This window comes from Stenotrophomonas sp. GSD10 (assembly GCF_056172695.1).
Genome location: NZ_JAOCMC010000002.1, coordinates 3,742,732 through 3,760,538, shown reverse-complemented (window position 1 = coordinate 3,760,538; position 17,807 = coordinate 3,742,732). Strand labels below are relative to the sequence as shown.

Here is a 17,807-nt window from a genome sequence, read left to right as displayed (position 1 = left end):
GGCGGTGGGGGCAATGGCGGGAAAGGGGGCCATGCTAGACCATCGGGGCGTCTCCGTATTGCCTGAGATGCTGCTGCCGGATGAACGGGGCCGGTTCAGACAGGCCTGCCGGGCCTTGCTAAACTCGGCGCTTTCCTGTGCGCCGTGAACGATCACCGCTGCTGATGGCCTTGGCTCCGACCCTCAAAACCTGGTTGCTCGTGCTGCCGGCGGTGGCCGTGCTGGGCGTGGCCGGGTATCGGGCCAGCGGCCACGCGGTGGCGCCGTCCGCCGTGCGGGCGGACTCACCGGGTGTGGTTTCGGCGGTGGACCACACCGCTGCGTTGCCGGTGGTGCCCGAGGCGCTGGCGCGGCGGCTGGCCACCTTCGAGCGCAGCGATGCGTTGCCGTCAGGCCTGCCGCTGGATCTCCGGGCCGACATCGAAGATGCCAACGACCTGTACGCCTACGCGCAGCGCCTGCGGGCCCAGGCCGATGGCGGCAATCACGAGGCGCGCTGGATGCTCAGCCGGGTGTACGACTACTGCGCGCAGTACGCACTGGACCCCGGCGGCTACCGCCTGGACAACAATGTGCTGAGTGGACTGGGGCTGACCGCCGCGCCGGCCATGGTCGAGGCACGCGAGCGCGTCGCGCAGCGATGCGGTGGCTTCGTGCCGGGCGACAAGCTGGGGGCGGCGCTGGTGTTGTCCGAACGTCGCAAGGCCGCCGCACAGGGCAACCTGGCCGCCGAGGCGTCGCTGTTCGCAGAAGGCGAACCGCTGCATGACTCTCCCGAATACCGTCGTGACCTGGTCGAGCGCGTGCGTACCTCGCGTGACCCGGAGGCCTACATGGCCATCGCCCCGGGCATGGGCGTGCGGGCGGCCGGCGACAGCGCGCTGGACGGCCTGGTGGCCGGCGAACAGCTGAGCGAACTGGCCTGGCGGCTTGCCGCGTGCGAACTCGGTCTACCGTGTGGGGCCGACAGTGTGCTGGTCAACAGTTTTTGTGCGAACGGAGGGATCTGTTCGCAGGATGGGACGCAGGATTTCCGCGATTTCGTATATGACGCTGCGGTATCACCGCAAGGTGCTGGGAAGATGAAGGAATGGATCAAGCGATTGATTGGAAAGAGGGACGGGCGATGAACTACCGTCGATTCCTGCACGGGGCCAAGTTCTGGTTCTGGGTGGCGCTGTTTGTGGCCTACTCGGCCGGTGCCGTTGGCCTGTTGATGATCGATACCTATGAGGACCGCTACCGGCATCTGTCGAAGGTGGAACTGACCACGGTCAAGACGCCAGAAGACGTACGCCGCGCCGGTGCCAGCCAGGTGGCGGCGGTCTATCGTGCGCAGACCGGCATGCCGTTCACCTCGCTTCCGGCGGGCAGCACCTTCCAGGTGGTGTGGCCGGATGGCTCGACCGAAACCATGGTGATCGTCGATCCGAGCTCGCCCAACGGCGTACGCCCGCTGGCGAAGTCGCAGATTCCGACGACGGCGGCCGACGCGCGCTGACCCTGTCGTTGTAGAGCCGAGCCATGCTCGGCTCCACGGGAATGGAAAAAGGGCGGGGAAATCCCCGCCCTTTTCATGTCCAGCGTCTGCTGCCGATCAGGTCAGCGCGATCGGCTTGTTCTTGCGTTCGGCCAGGCGCTTTTCCAGGTAGTGGATGTTCTGGCCACCGGCCTGGAAGCCCTTGTCACGCATGATGCGCTGCTGCAGCGCCACGTTGGTCTTGATGCCGTCCACCACCATTTCGCTCAGCGCCACCCGCATGCGGGCAATGGCGGTTTCGCGATCCGGGCCGTGCACGATCAGCTTGCCGATCATCGAGTCGTAGTTCGACGGCACGCGGTAGCCACTGTAGATGTGGGTGTCCACGCGCACGCCAGGGCCGCCCGGCGGATGGAATCCGGTGATGGTGCCCGGGCTCGGCACGAAGGTTTCAGCGTCTTCGGCGTTGATGCGGCACTCGATGGCATGGCCGGTAAGCACCACGTCGCTCTGCTTGATCGACAGCTTCTGGCCGGCGGCGATCTTCAGCTGCTCGGCCACCAGGTCGATGCCGGTGACCATTTCGGTGACCGGATGCTCCACCTGGATGCGGGTGTTCATTTCGATGAAGTAGAAGCGGCCGTCCTCGTACAGGAACTCGAACGTGCCGGCGCCGCGGTAGCCGATGCGCACGCAGGCCTCGGTGCACACCTTGCCGATCTGCTCGCGTTGTTCGGCGGTGATGCCCGGTGCCGGTGCTTCTTCCACCACCTTCTGGTGGCGGCGCTGCATCGAGCAGTCGCGCTCACCCAGGTGGATGGCGTTGCCCTGGCCATCGGCCAGCACCTGGATCTCCACATGGCGCGGATTTTCCAGGAACTTCTCCATGTAGACCTCGCCATTGCCGAACGCGGCCTTGGCCTCGCTCTTGGTGGTTTCGATCGAGGTCTTCAGCGAGGCTTCGGCGTGCACCACGCGCATGCCGCGGCCGCCACCGCCGCCAGCCGCCTTGATGATGACCGGGTAGCCGATCTCACGGGCGATCTTGGTGTTGGCCACGATGTCTTCGCCCAGCGGGCCGCCCGAGCCGGGAACGCACGGCACGCCGGCCGACTTCATCGCGCGGATCGCTTCGACCTTGTCGCCCATCATGCGGATGGTGTCGGCCTTGGGGCCGATGAAGATGAAGCCGGACTCTTCCACGCGCTCGGCGAAGTCGGCGTTCTCCGACAGGAAGCCGTAGCCCGGGTGGATCGCCTGCGCGTCGGTGACTTCAGCGGCGGCGATCAGCGCCGGGATGTTGAGGTAGCTCTGCGGCGACGGTGCCGGGCCGATGCAGACCGACTCGTCGGCCATGGCCACGTGCTTGAGGTTGCGGTCGACCGTGGAATGCACGGCCACCGTGCGGATGCCCAGGGTGTGGCACGCGCGCAGGATGCGCAGCGCGATCTCCCCTCGGTTGGCAATGACGACTTTGTCGAGCATGGCGTCCGCCCCTTAGCCGATCACGAACAGCGGCTGGTCGAACTCCACCGGCTGGCCGTTCTCGCCGAGGATGGCGACGATGGTGCCGGACTTGTCGGCTTCGATCGGGTTGAACATCTTCATCGCTTCGATGATGGCCAGGGTCTCGCCTTCCTTGACCTGCTGGCCAACGCTGACGAAAGCCGGCTTGTCCGGAGCGGACGAGGCGTAGAAGGTGCCGACCATCGGCGAGCGCAGCACGTGGCCTTCCGGCAGCGCCGGGCCCGGCTTGGCGGTGCCGCCGGTGGAGGCTTCGGTCGGCGACTGCATCGGCATCGCCTGCGGCGCCGGGGCGGCCGGAGCGGCATACACCGGGGCGGCGACCGGGGCGGCATAGCCGGCCACCGGGGCGCGCGACAGGCGTACCGACTCTTCGCCTTCCTTGATTTCAATTTCCGCCAGGTTCGACTCTTCCAGCAGGTCGATCAGCTTCTTGATTTTGCGCAGATCCATGAGGGCCTCTTTGATATCTATCTAGGTGAGGAGAGCGCCGTGTGGCGCCCGGGTCGACAATCAGGTGGCGGACACCCGCAGCAGCGCCGCATCCATTGCGTAGCGGTAGCTGTCGGCGCCGAAGCCGCAGACCACGCCCACCGCCTTGTCACTGAAGTAGCTGTGCTGGCGGAAGGGTTCGCGGGTATGCGGGTTGGACAGGTGGATCTCGATGAACGGCACCGCCACCGCCGCCAGCGCATCGCGCAGGGCGACCGAGGTGTGGGTGAAGGCAGCGGGGTTGATCAGGATGAAAGCGGTTCCGTCGTTGCGCGCGGCCTGCACGCGGTCCACCAGCACATGCTCGGCGTTGGACTGCAGGCTTTCGACGACATGCCCGGCGGCCGATGCCTGGGCGGCCAGGGCCTGGTCGATGTCGGCCAGCGTGGTGTGGCCGTAGACCTCCGGCTCGCGGGTGCCGAGCAGGTTGAGGTTGGGGCCGTGCAGGACCAGCAGCTTCGCCATGGGATCCGGAAGACGGGAAAGGGCGGCAGTCTGGCGGAAGCGGTGGATGCTGTCCAGTTCGGCGAAGTTTGGCGCGTTTCAATCGTTCGTTTGAAATTCGCCGAAGCGCTTGCGGCCGTATGCGGCGCGCCGGATCAAGGCGCGCTGAACGCCGTGTGGGCGGGGGATATGTGCACGTAGACCGATGATGGCGGCAGGTGGATGGATCCACGCCATGCGTGGAGGAAGGAGTTCGGTGCGCAGCAAGCTACGCACCCACCGGAGGGGCTGCGCACCGACCGGAAGGTCGCCATGCACCCACCGGAAGGGCGGTCAGGTCTCCAGCGGCAGCGTGGGCACCACGTTCGGGAACACCTCTTCCAGCGGCTCGCGCTCGCCCGGCGCCGGCGCCGGCCAGCTGTAGGCGTTCACCGGCTGGGTCCGGTTCACCCACAACGCGTAGTACAGGTGATCGGCGCGGCCATCACCGGTGTTCGGGTGGATCAGGATGGTCAACCCCAGGCTGTTGAGCTGCAGCCACGGCACCAGAACGGGCAGCAGATCGTTGGTGAAGCCGAAGTAGAACGAGGGGGTGACGTGCGGCCCGCGTGGTTCGAGGTTCCAGTTGCCCAGCTCCACCGGGAAGCGCTCGGCCGCCCAGCGCCGCAGCAGCGCGGCCTTCTCGAAGCTGTCCTCATCGAAGTAGATGTGCGCGTGATAGCTCTTGATGTCGGTGTAGGGGCGCGGCGTGCTGGGCAACGTGGCTTCGCCGGGGCGCACACTGGCCGGGCGCGGGGTGGGTTCGCCTGCGGTCGCCTCGCCCCAGGGGCTGCGGCCCTTGGGCGCCGGCGGCACGATGGCGCGGAAGCCGGGACGGCCCGGCTCGGTGGTGTTCACGGTGGCGTCGCCAGGGGCGTTGCCGCCGCCGTTGATGCACTGGCCAGGCCGCCGGCCGCCAACCCGGCCGAGGCGATCAGGCGCCGCCGGCTGGGCGAAAGCAGCTCGGCCCACTGGGCGTCGTCGTCAGCGTCGATGGCGATGTTGGTCGGGGCTGGCAGGTCAGGGTGCATGTGGGTTTCCGTGGCGGCAGCGCAGGGGCGACAAGGCACGCTCGGGCAGGCCGGCCGGTGGCGTCCAATAAGCAGGCGGCATCACCTCATGCAGGTTCCCGCCGGTGCCATTGAGCCTGGGCACGGACCGGGCTAGGGTGCCGGAGTACCGCCCCGGAGCCCGCCATGTCCCTGTCCGATGCCGACACCCGGCGCAAGCGCGCGACCTTCCGCCAGCTGCACGCCGAAGGCTGCTTCGTGCTGCCCAATCCCTGGGACGTTGGCAGTGCGCGCTATCTGCAGCGGCAGGGCTTCCTGGCCCTGGCCACCACCAGCGCCGGCTGCGCCTGGAGCGAAGGCCGGCCCGACGGCGCGGTTTCGCTGCAGGCCACGCTGGAGCACCTGCGGCTGATGGCCGCGGCGACGCCGCTGCCCTTGAACGCCGATTTCGGAGATGGCTTCGGTGCGTCCCCGCCGCAGGTGGCCGAGGCGGTGGCGGCGGCCCTCGACACCGGCATCGCCGCGCTGTCGATCGAGGATGCCAGCGGCGTGACCGACGCGCCGCTGCGCCCGATCGATGACGCGGTGGCGCGCCTGCGTGCGGCGCGCGCCGCCATTGATCAGGCGGGGGCGAGGTGCTGCTGGTGGGACGTGCCGAGAACTTCTTCGTCGGCGTACCGGATCTGCACGACACGCTGCAGCGCCTGCGCGCCTATGCCGAGGCCGGTGCCGATGTGCTGTATGCGCCAGGCATCAGTACGCCGGAACAGATCCGCGCGGTGGTTGCCGCGGCAGGCTCCACACCGGTGAACCTGCTGGTCGGTGGGCCCACGCCGCTCAACCTGCAGGACATCGCCGCACTCGGCGTGCGCCGGGTCAGCCTGGGCGGTGCACTGGCCCGCGCCGCGTGGGGAGGCTTGATGCAAGCCACCCGGCCGATCGTGCAGGACGGTCGCTTCGACGGACTGCAACAGGCGGCCCCGGGCGCGGCATTGAACGCGCTGTTCCAGTAGGTCTCCCCTGCGCGGAGGGATCGGCCGGCGCCTACAACGCTTCGATCTGCCGCTTGGGCAGCGGGACACCGGCCTCGAGTGCGGGCAGCAGCTGGCGCAGCAGGCCCGGGTTGTCCTGCAACCCGGAACCATCCAGGTAGGTCCAGCCCGGATCACCAACGCGGCGCACCGCCACCATGAAGGTGGTGCTGCGGATTGCCGTTCCGCGCACCCGCATCAGTGAGTGCCGCGGCACGAAACACACCTCCTCTTCGCCGGCGGCGTAGGTCCGGCCGGGGACGCCGACGTCCTCGCTGACGATCTCCACGCCCGCACTGCGCAGCTGGGCCGCCGCATCACTGGCGATCCGGGCGAAGGCTTCGTCGCCGCCAGCCAGCCGTTTCAGGCTGGGGTGCGTGCGCGCGATCAGGAACGCCGCATCGCCACGGCTGAAGGCCGCCACCATCGCACGCACCTCCGCGCGCAGGGCTGCCGCATCATCGGGGCTGAGCTCGCCTGCGGTGGCGGGTGCGCCCGCGCACAGCAACACGGCCAGCAGCGGGGCAAACAGGCGTCGGCGCATCGTCGGCGATCTCCACGGGATGGGGCGCACTATACGGTGAACGCAAAAACAGCGTCCCATCGATGGTGCTGGTGATCCGGATATTGCTACTTACTATTGGTAGGTAATGATTCCTGGAGATTCACCCATGCACAGCCTCATCGTCACCACCCACCCGGAAACCGGATCGCTCACCCATGCCATCGCCCAGCGCATCGGCGACGCCATCCGGGCCACCGATGCCGGCAACACCGTCACCCATGCCGACCTGGTCGCCGAAGGTTTCGATCCGCGCTTCAACCGTGAGGACCAGGCGCTGTTCCGCGGCACCGGTGCGGTACCGGCCGATGTTGCCGCCGAGCACGCGCGGCTGGACCTGGCCGATACGCTGGTGCTGGTCTATCCGCTGTACTGGTGGTCGTTCCCCGCCTTGTTGAAAGGGTGGATCGACCGCGTATTCACCCAGGGCTGGGCCTACCAGGACGGCGCCGACGGCAAGGTACAGAAGAAGCTGCAGCGCCTGCGCGTGCATCTGGTCGGCGTCGGCGGGGCCGGCGCGGCGATGATCGAGCGGCGCGGCTATGGCGCAGCGATGAAGACCCAGATCGACATGGGCATCTTCGACTACTGCGGCGCGCGCGTGGTGTCGTCCGAACTGCTGCTCGATGCCGATAGCGGTGCGGCCGCCGCGCATCTGCAGACCGCGGTGGAAATCGGCCGTAAAATCGGTACTCCGATGCACTGATCGCCGTGTACCACCGATGCCTGCCAACGCCGCTCCCACGCGCCGCCGACTGACCCGAGAGCAACGTGCCCGCCAGCTGCTGGATGTGGCCTGGGCGCTGGTCGGTGAGGAAGGCACCGATGCGTTGACGCTGGGGCGGCTGGCCGAAGCGGCGGGCGTGACCAAGCCGGTGGCCTACGACCACTTCGTGACCCGTCATGGCCTGCTGGCGGCGCTGTACCACGACTACGATGCGCGGCAGACGCAGGTATTCCACGAGCGCATCGATCGCGCCCAGGCGCGGCTGGGCGATCGCGCCGCTGCCATCGCCTCGGGCTACATCGACTGCATCCTCAGCCAGGGCCGCGAGGTGCAGGGCATCCTGTCGGCACTGGTCGGCGCGCCGGAACTGCAGGAGGTGCGGCGCTGCTACCAGCAGGACTTCATCGACAACTGCGAGGTATGGCTGGGCCCGTTTGCCGCGGACGGCACGGTGCCGCTGGCCGGCCGCTGGGCCATCCTGGGCGCGGCCGAAAGCCTGTCCGAGGCCGTGGCCGCCGGCGCGCTGGACCAGGGCGTGGCCGAAGCCGAGCTGCAACGCCTGATCGTGGCGACGGTCAAGCGACGCTGACCGGGCTCAGGCCTCGATGACGGCGCCGGCCAGCGTGGTGAAGCCGGTGGCCAGCTGTTCGCGCACCCGCGCGTCGCGCGCCTGGCGGCTGTCCGAACCGAGCACGACCGTGATCAGGCGCACCGGCTGCGCCTGCCCGGGTAGCACCCGGCAGGCGGTGGCGGCCAGGCAGAAGCCGGCGGCCTGGGTGTAGCCGGTCTTCAATCCGTCCACGCCTTCATCGCCCAGCAGTGTGTTCTGGTTGGTGCGGCTGAAGCGGCCATGCGCGAACGCAGGCTGTGCGGTGATGGCCAGGATCTGTGGATGGTCGGCCAGCAGATGGGCCGCCAGCACCGCCATGTCGCGCGCGCTGGACGCATGCTGTGGCGTGGTGATGCCCGATACGCTGGCGAACTCGCTATCGCGCAGGCCAAGCTGGCGTGCATGGTGGTTCATGCGCTGCAGAAACGCGCCCTGCGATCCATCCAGGTGGCGCGCGATCGCCAGCGCGGCGTCATTGCCGGAGACGATCATCATTCCTTCCAGCAGGTGCGCCAGGGTGACCGTTTCGCCGGGCAGCAGGCCCATCCGCGTTTCATCAGCGGCGACCGCGTGCACGTCGTCGCCGGCGATGGTGACCGTTTCGTCCCACGAACGCCCGGTCTCTGCGATGCACGCATACGCCGCGTAGGCGGTCATCAGCTTGGTCAGCGATGCCGGCGGCCGAACGGTGTCGGCGTTGTGCTGGTGGATCACCGCGCGGGTTGCAGCGTCAATGGTGATCGCAGAGAGCGGCGCGCGCGCCGGAGAAGAAGTCGGCATGGGGGCAGCGATGGCAACGGTAGCTGCGCAGGGTAGCGCGCAGCGGCTGCATGAAGCTGCAACATTGAAACTTTATAACACTTGGTCATCACGGGCCGCGGGTGGCCCGACAGGACCCACGATGAGCCGATTCCTTCCACGTCGCGGGCGCCATGCCCTGCTGCTGGCTGCACTGGCCGCAGTCGGCGGCTGCCAGCCGAACCTGCACACCGAGCCATCGGCGCCGGCTGCGGTCCAACCGTACAACGTGATCGTGATGATCAACGACGGCGCCGGTTGGGGCACCTGGGATGCGGCCGCCTACTGGCAGTACGGCAGCCGCGAGGGTGCGCCCTATGCGGCGTTCCCGCAGCGCCTGGCCGTGACCACCTTCCCTCTGAACTCCAGCAGCCAGCCGACCGGCGACACTGCGCAGACCCTCGGCTACGACGCGGCCAGGGCGTGGGACACCGAGGCGGTTGCCGCGCTGGACCTGCCGTTCGCCGGCTACCAGTATCTGGCCGCAGTGGCGACCGACAGCGCGGCGGCAGGTACCGCGTTGTCCGCGGGCATCAAGACCTACAACAACGCCATCAACGTGGACAACGATGGCAGGGTGGTCGACTTCAACACCCTGCGCGCCAAACGCCTGGGCATGGCCACCGGCGTGGTCACCTCCGTGCCGTTCGCGCACGCCACCCCGGCCGCGTTCGCTGCGCAGAACCCATCGCGCAACAACTATCACGCGATCGCGCACCAGATGCTGGCGCAGGGGCATATGGACCTGGTGATGGGCACCGGCGGCCCGGGTTACAGCGTCGATGGACGCGCCTGTGGCCAGGGCACGGCGGCTGCGCCGGCCGAAGGCTGTGCCAATCCGTGGGAGTGGGTCTCGCAGCAGGACTGGCAGCAGCTGGAAGCGGGCAGCACCATCGGCGGCAACCCGGCCGGGCCATGGCGCCTGATCCGCAGCAAGGAGGACTTCCTCGCGCTGGCGCAGGGCCGGCTGCCGGCCGACCGTCCGTTGATCGGCGTGCCGCGCGTGGCCAATACGCTGCAGCAGGCACGCCAGCGGCAGGTGCTGGGCCAGGATGCGAGCACGCCTTCGGGCGTGCGCAGGATCGACAGCGTGCCCGATCTGGCGACCATGACCCGTGGCGCCCTGCGGTTCCTGCAGCAGCGTTCGGCCAAGGGCCTGTTCCTGATGGTGGAAGGCGGCGCCACCGACTGGGCCGCGCACACCAGCGCCTGTGGCACCGAATGGCACTACGGCGCATGCAGCGACCAGCCGCAGTACGGGCGGCTGATCGAGGAAACGGTGGAGTTCAACGACGCGGTGGCGGCGGTGGTCGAATGGATCGAGCACAACGGCGGTTGGGAACGCAGCCTGCTGATCGTCACCACCGACCACGACAACAGCATGCCGATGGGGCCGGATGCGCAGCACATCGCATTCGAACCGGTGCGCAACAACGGCCGTGGCCGCATGCCGGGGATGAGCTTCCGCCCCACCGGCAACCACTCCAACGCGCTGGTGCCGCTGTGGGCCAAGGGCGCCGGCGCGGAGCTGCTGGGCCAGCGCGTGCGGGGTGTTGATGCCGGTTACCGCGAGCATGTGCGCTGGAACGACGGCCGTTACATCGACAACACCGATGTGGCAGCCGCCGTGCAGCAAGCGCTGCAACGCTAGCGTAGTGCCGGCCGCTGGCCGGCAGCCTTGTGGTCCCGGCATTCTGAGGTTGCCGGCCAGCGGCCGGCACTATCAGGGGTGCCGCTTGGCGGCGGAGCCGGGGAGGGGCTGGCCAGCTGCCGCGCCAGCTCGGCGCTGGCGATGTGGCCATGCAGGAACAACAGGCTGCCGAAGATGTTCATGAGCGTGCCTCCACTTGAGTGGATTGCACGATACGGGCAGCATGGAGGGGCAAAAAGCGACATTTCCGCAAGCCTGACTTGAAAGAGGTTCAAGCCTTGTGACCCGCCCACCCTTGCATGCCCTGCAGGGCTTCGTCGCTGCCGCCCGGCTCGGCAACCTGTCGCGCGCGGCGGCGTCGATGAACCTCACGGTCAGCGCGCTCAGCCACCAGATGCGGCAGCTGGAAGAGCGCCTGGGTCAGCCGCTGCTGGTCCGCCAGGCGCGCGGCGTCGCCCTCACCCTGGAAGGTCAGCGCCTGCTTGACCAGGTCGGCCCGCATCTGGATGCGATCAACGAAGCCTTCCAGCCGTATGCGGCGCGTGCCGAGCACGTGCTGACGATCAGCGCGGTGCCGTCGATGGCCAGTGCGTGGCTGGTGCCACGGCTGGGGCATTTCGTGGCAGCGCATCCGCAGATCGAGATCAATCTGCAGTCCAGCGAACGGCTGGTGGATTTTGAACGCCAGCGCCAGTTCGACGCCGCGCTGCGGCTGGGCAGTGGCAACTGGCCAGGGCTGGTGGTGGAGCCGCTGTTCGATGAGTGGCTGCTGCCGATGGCCAGCCCGGCACTGATCGAGCGCATGGGCGGCATCGATCGTGTCCCGCTCACGCAATGGCCATTGCTCGGTGATCCCGACGGTGCGTGGGGCGCCTGGTTCGCCTTGAGTGGACAGAGCCCGCCGCCCCGCTTCGTGGCAGTGCTGGATGATTCCGAAGCGCATCATCGGGCCGCGCTGGACGGTGTGGGCGTCGCCCTGGGCCGGGTCACGCGTGCGCGCCTGCTGCTCGACTCCGGCCAGCTGGTCGCGCTGTCCCAGCAGCGCCTGAAGACCGACTGGCCGCACTGGCTGGTGTACCCGCCACGCTCGGCCCATCACCGTGGTTTTCTTGCCTTCCGCGACTGGCTGCACGCGCAGGCGGCCGAGCATGTGCGGCATATGGCCGGCGTGCATCTGTAGCGTCGAGCTTGCTCGACCTCGTATCGGTAGAGTCGAGCTTGCTCGACTGTCTTCGTGCACAGCAGTCGAGCAAGCTCGACTCTACAATCACCGCACCAGGGTGACCGCCTGTCCCGCACGCGCGAACGCTTCACCCAGCAACGGGCCGGCCTTGATCGCTTCCACCTCGTCGAACAATGCGCGCAACGCCTCGGCCGGGCGCGAGGCCGGCGCCGCGACCGCCTGCTGGATCGCGGTGAAACGATCGGCCAGCACACGGTGGCCGGGATGCGCCTGCGCCCAGGCCGCCAGCGGCTGGCGCACACCGGCGGCGGCATCCAGGTGCTGCTGGTCGAACAGGGTGATGGCCGCTGCCGAAGTCTCCGCGCGCTCGATCGCGGCATGGCGCAGCTCGCGGCTCAGGAACAGGTCGTAGGCCGCGCCGCGACCGACGGCGATGCGCAGGCCGTCGCGGTCAAGATCGGTCACCTGCTGTGCCGGGCTGTCCTCGCGCACCAGGTAGGTGCCTTCAATCTCCACATACGGCGTACTGAAGGCGATAAGGTCGGCGCGTGCCGGATCGATCGCCAGGAAGGCCAGATCCCAGGCATCTTCGGCAGCCGCAGCAACCACCGAAGCCGCGGCGTCATGGCAGGTGAAGCGGGCCTGCACGCCCATCCGTTGCGCCAACGCGGTAGCCAGTTCCAGTGATGGCCCGCGTGGTGAACGCGCATCGCCCTGCGCGAGCACGGGATTACCGAGATTGATCGCCACGCGCAGGAATCCCTGCGGCGCCAGCGCGCTTCGATGGTCGGCCAGGGACATGCAGGGCTCCGCGGAAAGGGGGACTCCAGCATGCCAGCGTGGACGTCCGCGCCGCGTGGACTCAGCCGCGTGCAGCGAACGTACCGTGGAAGCCCAATGGCACCGCGTAGGGCAGCCATGCCTGTGCCAGGGGGCCATCGTCCAGGTGGCGCGCGTCGAGTACAGCCAGACCGCTGCGCTGGTTCACCGGATCCAGCAGCGTGCCGATCAACCAGCCGTCGTCGGCGTTGCGGCTGCCTGGGCGCGGTACGAAGACGTGCTCTTCGGCCATGATGTCCGGCCCGTAGTGCCACAGCTGGCGGCGTCCACGCTCGATGTCGAACGCCGCCACCGCGTTGAAGTACGGCGCGGTGGCCGGGCCGTCGATGGTGGGTGCGTACAGCCGCGCCCCCGCGTGTTGGCCGAGCGCGGGTCGAACAGCGGAAACTCCACCGCGCGGATGTCCAATGACTCCCAGCGTGCCTGGCCACGGTGCAGGTCCAGATGCAGTTCGACCAGGCCGGCGCCACTGTTCGCGGCGTGCGCGCCATCGCCCGCCATCGCCTCCTTCATCGGCGAGCGCGCTTCGTTGATGTCGTCGTGGCGCACCGCGCGCAGCACGATGCCACCTTCGCGGGTGAAGGCATCGCCGAAGTGATAGATCGCGGCGAACGGCGCCTCGAACCACTGCGCCTTGTCCGGCGCATCCTTGGCCACCACCGCGATGCGTGCCGGGCGCTGCGGCGCGAACTGCATGCGCTCGAAGAAGCTGCCGCCGGTGCCGGTGAAGTCGAACGGCATCAGCACGAACACCAGGTGCTGCTCGGTCATCGCAAAGGCATGCAGGTAGCCATGCTCCGGCGTTTCAATCACATTGGCACTGCGCAGCTGGCCGTCCTTGCCGATGTGCCAGACCAGCAGGCCGTGGCCCCCCATCAGGCTGATCGAACCGAAGTTCCACACGCTGCCATCGCGGTCCGGCAGCGGATGCGCGGAGAATGGCAACGCCGCCAGGTCCGGGCGCCAGGTGACCGGGCCGAGGGTCTGCAGCGAATCGGGGTCCACTTCGAACGCCGAGCCGGATTCGCATAGTGCGAACAGGCGGCCGTTGATCATCGTCACCGAGGTGTTGGCCACGTTGGCGTCATCGTTGTTGCGCACGGGCAGCGCAGCGGGAACGTGGGTGCCGGCCGCCGGATACTGGAAACGGCCGGCCTTCTGTTCACGGCTGAACTTCGGCGTAGCGACCATGCGCCCCTGATGGGTCAGGCTGCCATCGCCGTTGAAGCGCCAGCCATGCACCATGCCGTCGCCGTCGAACCAGTGGTCATAGCGGAAGCCATCGCGCTCGGTCCAGGCCGGACCGTTGCGGTACAGCGTGCCGGCCAGGCCGACCGGCAGCCGCCCCTGCAGCTGTACCGTTGCAGGGCCAAGGCATTCGCTGCTGACGCTGCGCCAGCCGAGCAGCCACGGATGGGCCTGCAGGCCCTGCGCGAAACGCGCCGGGTCACCGGCGAAGGCGGGTGCGCTGCGCAGTGCGGTGGCGCCCAGGGCCAGGCAGGCGCTGCTGCTGAGCAGGGTACGGAGGAAGCGGCGACGGTCCATGGTGGCCTCGGGTCTGGATGCAGGAATCAGCGCAGGGTGATGTCGATGGCAGCGCCGGCAGCCGGCACGGTCACGCGCGCTTCGTCGAAGGTCGGCTTGCGCATCACCTGCGGGTTGTTGCTGAAGCCATAGCCTTCCACCGGCATGCCGACCAGGTTGGTGTCGAGCTTGCCGTTGTCGTTCTCGTCGTGGGTGAGCAGCACCGCGTAGCTGCCGGCCGGCAGGTGCTTGAACACGAAGTGGGCGCTGTCGCCGCTGGGCCTGGCCTGCTGCGCCTGCACCGGCGCAACCTTGCCGTCCCAGGCGCTGGTGCTGTCGACCAGGGCGACGCGCAGGGTGCCGGTCTGCGCGCGGACATCGTGCACGGTCACTGCAAGATCGGCGGCATGGGCACTGCCGGCCAGGGCCAGGGCGGTCAGGGTGGTGCTGAGCAGGGCGGTGCGGATCATGGCGGTGGCTCCGGAAGTGGGTGGTGTGCGGCGGTGTGGAGCCAGTCTGTGCGGGGCGTGGCGCCGGGTTCAGGGCCAGTGGTCATCGATTCGACGTGCCAGAAGTCACTTTCTGCGCCGGACCCATTGCCGGTTGCGGGCGCGCCCGTCAGCATCGGGCCATGCCCAGCCTGTTCCGCCACCTGTTGCGTCCGCTCAGCCTCGCCGGTCTGGCCACCGTGCTGGTGGTGGGCCTGTCGTTCGGCGTGCGGGGCCCCGCCGCCGGCCTCAGCCAGGCGTTGCTTGTCGCGTTCCTGCTGCTGTTCGTGGTGCATGGCTGGGCCGCCATGCCGACCGGCGCGCGTGCGTTCGCCGCACTGCTGCAGGCCGTACTGGCGGTCGCCCTGGTCGCCCTGCAGCCACGCACCGGCACGGCGCCGGTGCTGCTGGTGGTGCTGGTCGCGCAGCTGGCCGAGCATTGGCCGGCGCGCTTCATGCTGGTTGTTGCGGTGCTGGCCAACCTGGCGTTGTACGCGGTGCTTCGCCACAGCGGCTTCACCCAGCCGCTGCTGGTGGTGCTGCTGTATGCCGGCTTCCAGGCCTTTGCCGCGTTGACCGCCCACTACGCGCGTCGTAGCGCACTGGCCCGCGACGCGCTGGCCCGGGTCAATGCCGATCTGCTGGCGACCCGCGCGCTGCTGGCCGACAGTGCACGCGATGCCGAGCGCCTGCGCCTGGCGCGTGAGCTGCACGATGTGGCCGGCCACAAACTCACCGCGATGCGCTTGAACCTGCGCGCACTGGCGGCGGATCCGGCACTGGCCGGGCGCGAAGGACTGGTGCTGGCCGAGCAGCTGTCGGGCGAGCTGCTCGGCGATATCCGCCAGGTGGTGCAATCGATGCGCGATGATCGCGGCCTCGATCTGGCCACCGCACTGCACGCGCTGGCCGCGCCCTTCCCGCGCCCTGCGCTGCAGCTGCGCATCGGCGAGGGCGTGCGCGTGACCGACCCGCTGATCGCCGAGACCGTGCTGCGGCTGGCGCAGGAAGCGCTGACCAATGCCGCCCGGCATGGCAACGCAGAGACGGTATGGCTGACGATCAACCAGGAGAACGCGCAGTTGCGTATCGATATCCGTGATGATGGCCAACGCGCCGAGCGCATCCGTGAAGGCAACGGCATCGCCGGCATGCGCGAGCGTCTGGCCGCGGCGCGCGGCCAGCTGGAACTGGCCCGAACCGCGCAGGGCGGCATGCACCTGACCGCGTGGTTGCCGGCATGAGCGGCGCGGCGATCCGCGTGGCCCTGGCCGATGACCAGGCGCTGGTCCGCGCCGGCCTGCGCGCGTTGTTGCAGGGACTGGGTGTGGAGGTGGTGCTGGAGGCTGACGATGGCCAGGCACTGCTGGATGCACTGGCCGCGCAACCGGTTGATGTGGTGCTCAGCGACATCCGCATGCCCGGCCTGGATGGCATCCAGGCCCTGCGCCAACTGCGTGCGCGCGGTGATACCACGCCGTTGCTGCTGTTGACCACCTTTGACGAAAGCGATCTATTGCTGCGGGCCAGCGAAGCCGGTGCGCAGGGATTCCTGCTCAAGGACGCGGCTCCGGCCGACCTGCGTGAGGCGATCGAGCGCGTTGCCGCCGGTGAAACCCTGCTGCTGCCGGTCAGCACCGAGCCGGTACGCGCCCGCTATCGTTTCCACGATGAAGCGCCGCCCACCGATACCTTCGGCGAGCGCGAAGTGGCGATCCTGCGGCTGCTGGCCGGGGGCTACAGCAACAAGGAGATCGCGCGCAGCCTGTTCCTGGCCGAGGGCACAGTGAAGAACTATGTCTCGGCCATCCTCGACAAGCTGGGCACCCGCGACCGCACCCGCGCGGTACTGAAGGCGATTACCCTGCACATCATCTGAGTTGCCAGCACCAGGAAAGCGCATGAACCCGATCCTGCACGTTGAGATACCCACCACTGACCTGGAACGGGCCATCGCGTTCTACCAGCGATGGCTGCAGGTGGACGTGGATGCGCCGATCCTGCTGCATGACTGCCGCATGGCGTACCTGCCGTTTTCGGATGACGCAGCGGGTGCCAGCATGGCGCTGGTGCAGGGCGCGGACTACCGGCCCTCCGAGCAGGGCGCGCGCATCTACATCGGCGTGGGCGATGTGGATGCCAGCCTTGAGCGCGCATTGCTGGCCGGCGCCGAACTGCGCTTCGGACCGGCCGACGCCGGCGACTGGCGCGTCGCCGAGATCCGCGACAGCGAAGGCAATCGCATCGCGCTGCAGGCGCCCACCGATCCGTAGCGTCGAGCTGGCTCGACGGCCGTTGATTCGGTCGCCGATGCCCCAGTCGAGCAAGCTCGACGCTACCTTGTAGAGCCGAGCCGACGCTCGGCTGCTGTTGATTCCGCTACCCATCCCCCAGTCGAGCAAGCTCGACGCTACAACAGCGCGGCGCGCGAGCGCTCTCGTAGAGTCGAGCTTGCTCGACTGCTGTTGATTCCACCGCCGACGCCCCAGTCGAGCAAGCTCGACGCTACAACATCGCGGCGCGCGAGCGCTGCAGCCAGTCGTTGATCGCCGGGCCCAGCCGCGGGTCGTCCGGCAGCTGCACGCCGAAGCGCTGCTGCAGCACGTCGCGCACGTCACCGACGTCGTGCAGTGGGCGCTTGTCCGGCGCCTGCCCGGGCCGGTACTCGGTGTAGTTGCCACTGCCGATGGTGCGGCGCCAGTCCGGCCCGGTCAGTGACGCACGCAGCTGGCCCGGAAAGCTGGAATCAGGATGGGTGCACACGTACCAGTTGCCCACCACGTTGTCGATCGGCGCAGGCACCTGCAGGTCGAACCGGTACATCGCCCGCCACTCGTTGCTGGATTCGACCGACAGCACGAAGTCGCCTTCGTCCGGCAGGCGCTGCAGCCGGTAGCGCTCGTGTGGCGTGGGCTGCGGCAGCGCTTCGTGCAGGCGCAGCGGCACGGTGGGGGTCAGGCTGCCGAACCCGGCATCCACCAGCCAGTCATCACCGTCCACCCGCACGCGCAACAGCAGGTGGGTGCGCGCGGTCAGCTCATCGTCCTGCGCGGCCAGCAGCACGCGCGCGCTCAACGGCTGTGCATCGAAGCCCAGCGCCTGCAACAGGGCCAGCAGGCCGCCATTGAGCTCGAAGCAGTAGCCACCCCGGCGCGCGTCGAGCAGCTTGCGTTGCACGCTGTCCAGGTCGATCGGTACCGCATCGCGCAGCAGGCAGCTGAGGGTCTCGAACGGCAGCAACGCGTTGTGGCGCTGCTGCAGCAGGGTCAGCCCGGCCAGCGTCGGCGGTGGCGGCGCATCCAGCTGCAGGCGTTGCAGGTAACGGGGGATATCGAGCGTGGCCATGGCGGCACCGGGCGGGGAGGGAGGTCCACTGTGCTCCCCAACCGGGGTTGAGGTCAAGC

17 protein-coding genes and 3 pseudogenes are annotated in these 17,807 nt (G+C 68.6%); 10 read left to right on the top strand and 10 right to left on the bottom strand.

The genetic code is table 11. The features are described 5' to 3' along the window. The first annotated feature begins 164 nt into the window (after window positions 1–164). Complete coding sequence (locus N4G47_RS17565) at window positions 165–1,130, top strand: hypothetical protein (RefSeq protein WP_475289124.1); 966 nt, start codon at window positions 165–167, stop codon at window positions 1,128–1,130. After that, on the top strand, window positions 1,127–1,501 hold the full coding sequence (locus N4G47_RS17560; protein WP_475289122.1) for a hypothetical protein: 375 nt from the start codon (window positions 1,127–1,129) through the stop codon (window positions 1,499–1,501). The genes N4G47_RS17565 and N4G47_RS17560 overlap by 4 nt, the downstream gene beginning before the upstream one ends. A gap of 96 nt (window positions 1,502–1,597) precedes the next feature. Here the strand turns inward: N4G47_RS17560 and accC are convergent, their stop codons facing one another. The 4 genes and pseudogenes from accC to N4G47_RS17540 form a co-directional block, all read right to left on the bottom strand. After that, a complete protein-coding gene (gene accC / locus N4G47_RS17555) occupies window positions 1,598–2,965 on the bottom strand; it encodes an acetyl-CoA carboxylase biotin carboxylase subunit (RefSeq protein ID WP_032129559.1) in 1,368 nt (455 codons plus the stop codon). Between the two features lie 12 nt (window positions 2,966–2,977). Then, window positions 2,978–3,457: an acetyl-CoA carboxylase biotin carboxyl carrier protein gene (gene accB, locus N4G47_RS17550; RefSeq protein WP_032129560.1), complete on the bottom strand. Its 480-nt coding sequence runs from the start codon at window positions 3,455–3,457 to the stop codon at window positions 2,978–2,980. A gap of 60 nt (window positions 3,458–3,517) precedes the next feature. Further along, on the bottom strand, window positions 3,518–3,961 hold the full coding sequence (gene aroQ, locus N4G47_RS17545; protein ID WP_475289119.1) for a type II 3-dehydroquinate dehydratase: 444 nt from the start codon (window positions 3,959–3,961) through the stop codon (window positions 3,518–3,520). Window positions 3,962–4,273: 312 nt separating this feature from the next. Further along, a pseudogene (locus tag N4G47_RS17540) lies at window positions 4,274–5,010 on the bottom strand (DOPA 4,5-dioxygenase family protein). Between the two features lie 165 nt (window positions 5,011–5,175). On the opposite strand from N4G47_RS17540, the pseudogene N4G47_RS17535 reads away from it, so the two are divergent. Then, a pseudogene (locus tag N4G47_RS17535) lies at window positions 5,176–6,002 on the top strand (isocitrate lyase/PEP mutase family protein). Between the two features lie 31 nt (window positions 6,003–6,033). Here the strand turns inward: N4G47_RS17535 and N4G47_RS17530 are convergent. Then, window positions 6,034–6,564 (bottom strand): hypothetical protein, encoded by a 531-nt coding sequence (locus N4G47_RS17530; protein ID WP_475289117.1) that lies wholly within the window; start codon window positions 6,562–6,564, stop codon window positions 6,034–6,036. A gap of 127 nt (window positions 6,565–6,691) precedes the next feature. On the opposite strand from N4G47_RS17530, the gene N4G47_RS17525 reads away from it, so the two are divergent. Next, a complete protein-coding gene (locus N4G47_RS17525; protein ID WP_475289115.1) occupies window positions 6,692–7,288 on the top strand; it encodes an NAD(P)H-dependent oxidoreductase in 597 nt (198 codons plus the stop codon). Between the two features lie 16 nt (window positions 7,289–7,304). Next, window positions 7,305–7,898 (top strand): TetR/AcrR family transcriptional regulator, encoded by a 594-nt coding sequence (locus tag N4G47_RS17520; protein WP_475289113.1) that lies wholly within the window; start codon window positions 7,305–7,307, stop codon window positions 7,896–7,898. A gap of 6 nt (window positions 7,899–7,904) precedes the next feature. Here the strand turns inward: N4G47_RS17520 and N4G47_RS17515 are convergent, their stop codons facing one another. Then, complete coding sequence (locus N4G47_RS17515; protein WP_475289111.1) at window positions 7,905–8,699, bottom strand: D-alanyl-D-alanine carboxypeptidase family protein; 795 nt, start codon at window positions 8,697–8,699, stop codon at window positions 7,905–7,907. Between the two features lie 121 nt (window positions 8,700–8,820). Here N4G47_RS17515 and N4G47_RS17510 point away from each other — a divergent pair, with 121 nt between their 5' ends. Beyond that, window positions 8,821–10,368 (top strand): alkaline phosphatase, encoded by a 1,548-nt coding sequence (locus N4G47_RS17510; protein ID WP_475289109.1) that lies wholly within the window; start codon window positions 8,821–8,823, stop codon window positions 10,366–10,368. 280 nt (window positions 10,369–10,648) lie between these two features. After that, window positions 10,649–11,548, top strand: a complete 900-nt coding sequence (locus N4G47_RS17505) for a LysR substrate-binding domain-containing protein (protein WP_249842705.1) — start codon at window positions 10,649–10,651, stop codon at window positions 11,546–11,548. A gap of 87 nt (window positions 11,549–11,635) precedes the next feature. Here N4G47_RS17505 and N4G47_RS17500 read toward each other — a convergent pair whose 3' ends face one another. From N4G47_RS17500 to N4G47_RS17490, 3 genes and pseudogenes are all read right to left on the bottom strand, one after another. Beyond that, the gene (locus N4G47_RS17500) at window positions 11,636–12,352 is read right to left on the bottom strand and encodes a transporter substrate-binding domain-containing protein (RefSeq protein WP_475289107.1); all 717 of its coding nucleotides are present in this window, start codon (window positions 12,350–12,352) and stop codon (window positions 11,636–11,638) included. Between the two features lie 61 nt (window positions 12,353–12,413). Continuing rightward, window positions 12,414–13,936 (bottom strand): annotated as a pseudogene (locus tag N4G47_RS17495) (carotenoid oxygenase family protein). Window positions 13,937–13,962: 26 nt separating this feature from the next. Further along, the gene (locus N4G47_RS17490) at window positions 13,963–14,385 is read right to left on the bottom strand and encodes a DUF2141 domain-containing protein (protein ID WP_475289105.1); all 423 of its coding nucleotides are present in this window, start codon (window positions 14,383–14,385) and stop codon (window positions 13,963–13,965) included. Window positions 14,386–14,546: 161 nt separating this feature from the next. On the opposite strand from N4G47_RS17490, the gene N4G47_RS17485 reads away from it, so the two are divergent. From N4G47_RS17485 to N4G47_RS17475, 3 genes are read left to right on the top strand one after another with little or no spacing between them, the layout of a single operon-like run. After that, window positions 14,547–15,647, top strand: coding sequence for a sensor histidine kinase (locus N4G47_RS17485; protein WP_475289104.1), 1,101 nt, complete (start codon window positions 14,547–14,549; stop codon window positions 15,645–15,647). Then, window positions 15,644–16,282: a response regulator gene (locus tag N4G47_RS17480; RefSeq protein WP_475289102.1), complete on the top strand. Its 639-nt coding sequence runs from the start codon at window positions 15,644–15,646 to the stop codon at window positions 16,280–16,282. Before N4G47_RS17485 ends, N4G47_RS17480 begins: the two co-directional genes overlap by 4 nt. Window positions 16,283–16,304: 22 nt before the next feature. Beyond that, window positions 16,305–16,676 (top strand): VOC family protein, encoded by a 372-nt coding sequence (locus tag N4G47_RS17475; RefSeq protein WP_475289100.1) that lies wholly within the window; start codon window positions 16,305–16,307, stop codon window positions 16,674–16,676. Between the two features lie 232 nt (window positions 16,677–16,908). On the opposite strand, the gene N4G47_RS17470 is transcribed toward N4G47_RS17475, so the two are convergent. Continuing rightward, a complete protein-coding gene (locus N4G47_RS17470; RefSeq protein ID WP_475289098.1) occupies window positions 16,909–17,748 on the bottom strand; it encodes an arylamine N-acetyltransferase family protein in 840 nt (279 codons plus the stop codon). Between the last annotated feature and the right edge of the window lie 59 nt (window positions 17,749–17,807).

Bases quoted from the DNA above. Each gene is read 5' to 3' on its own strand.
- accB (WP_032129560.1), bottom strand. From the start codon at position 3,457: ATGGATCTGCGCAAAATCAAGAAGCTGATCGACCTGCTGGAAGAGTCG.
- N4G47_RS17560 (WP_475289122.1), top strand. From the start codon at position 1,127: ATGAACTACCGTCGATTCCTGCACGGGGCCAAGTTCTGGTTCTGGGTG.
- N4G47_RS17520 (WP_475289113.1), top strand. From the start codon at position 7,305: ATGCCTGCCAACGCCGCTCCCACGCGCCGCCGACTGACCCGAGAGCAA.
- N4G47_RS17565 (WP_475289124.1), top strand. From the start codon at position 165: ATGGCCTTGGCTCCGACCCTCAAAACCTGGTTGCTCGTGCTGCCGGCG.
- N4G47_RS17470 (WP_475289098.1), bottom strand. From the start codon at position 17,748: ATGGCCACGCTCGATATCCCCCGTTACCTGCAACGCCTGCAGCTGGAT.
- N4G47_RS17510 (WP_475289109.1), top strand. From the start codon at position 8,821: ATGAGCCGATTCCTTCCACGTCGCGGGCGCCATGCCCTGCTGCTGGCT.
- N4G47_RS17485 (WP_475289104.1), top strand. From the start codon at position 14,547: ATGCCCAGCCTGTTCCGCCACCTGTTGCGTCCGCTCAGCCTCGCCGGT.
- N4G47_RS17515 (WP_475289111.1), bottom strand. From the start codon at position 8,699: ATGCCGACTTCTTCTCCGGCGCGCGCGCCGCTCTCTGCGATCACCATT.
- N4G47_RS17530 (WP_475289117.1), bottom strand. From the start codon at position 6,564: ATGCGCCGACGCCTGTTTGCCCCGCTGCTGGCCGTGTTGCTGTGCGCG.
- N4G47_RS17500 (WP_475289107.1), bottom strand. From the start codon at position 12,352: ATGTCCCTGGCCGACCATCGAAGCGCGCTGGCGCCGCAGGGATTCCTG.
- N4G47_RS17475 (WP_475289100.1), top strand. From the start codon at position 16,305: ATGAACCCGATCCTGCACGTTGAGATACCCACCACTGACCTGGAACGG.
- N4G47_RS17480 (WP_475289102.1), top strand. From the start codon at position 15,644: ATGAGCGGCGCGGCGATCCGCGTGGCCCTGGCCGATGACCAGGCGCTG.
- N4G47_RS17525 (WP_475289115.1), top strand. From the start codon at position 6,692: ATGCACAGCCTCATCGTCACCACCCACCCGGAAACCGGATCGCTCACC.
- N4G47_RS17490 (WP_475289105.1), bottom strand. From the start codon at position 14,385: ATGATCCGCACCGCCCTGCTCAGCACCACCCTGACCGCCCTGGCCCTG.
- aroQ (WP_475289119.1), bottom strand. From the start codon at position 3,961: ATGGCGAAGCTGCTGGTCCTGCACGGCCCCAACCTCAACCTGCTCGGC.
- accC (WP_032129559.1), bottom strand. From the start codon at position 2,965: ATGCTCGACAAAGTCGTCATTGCCAACCGAGGGGAGATCGCGCTGCGC.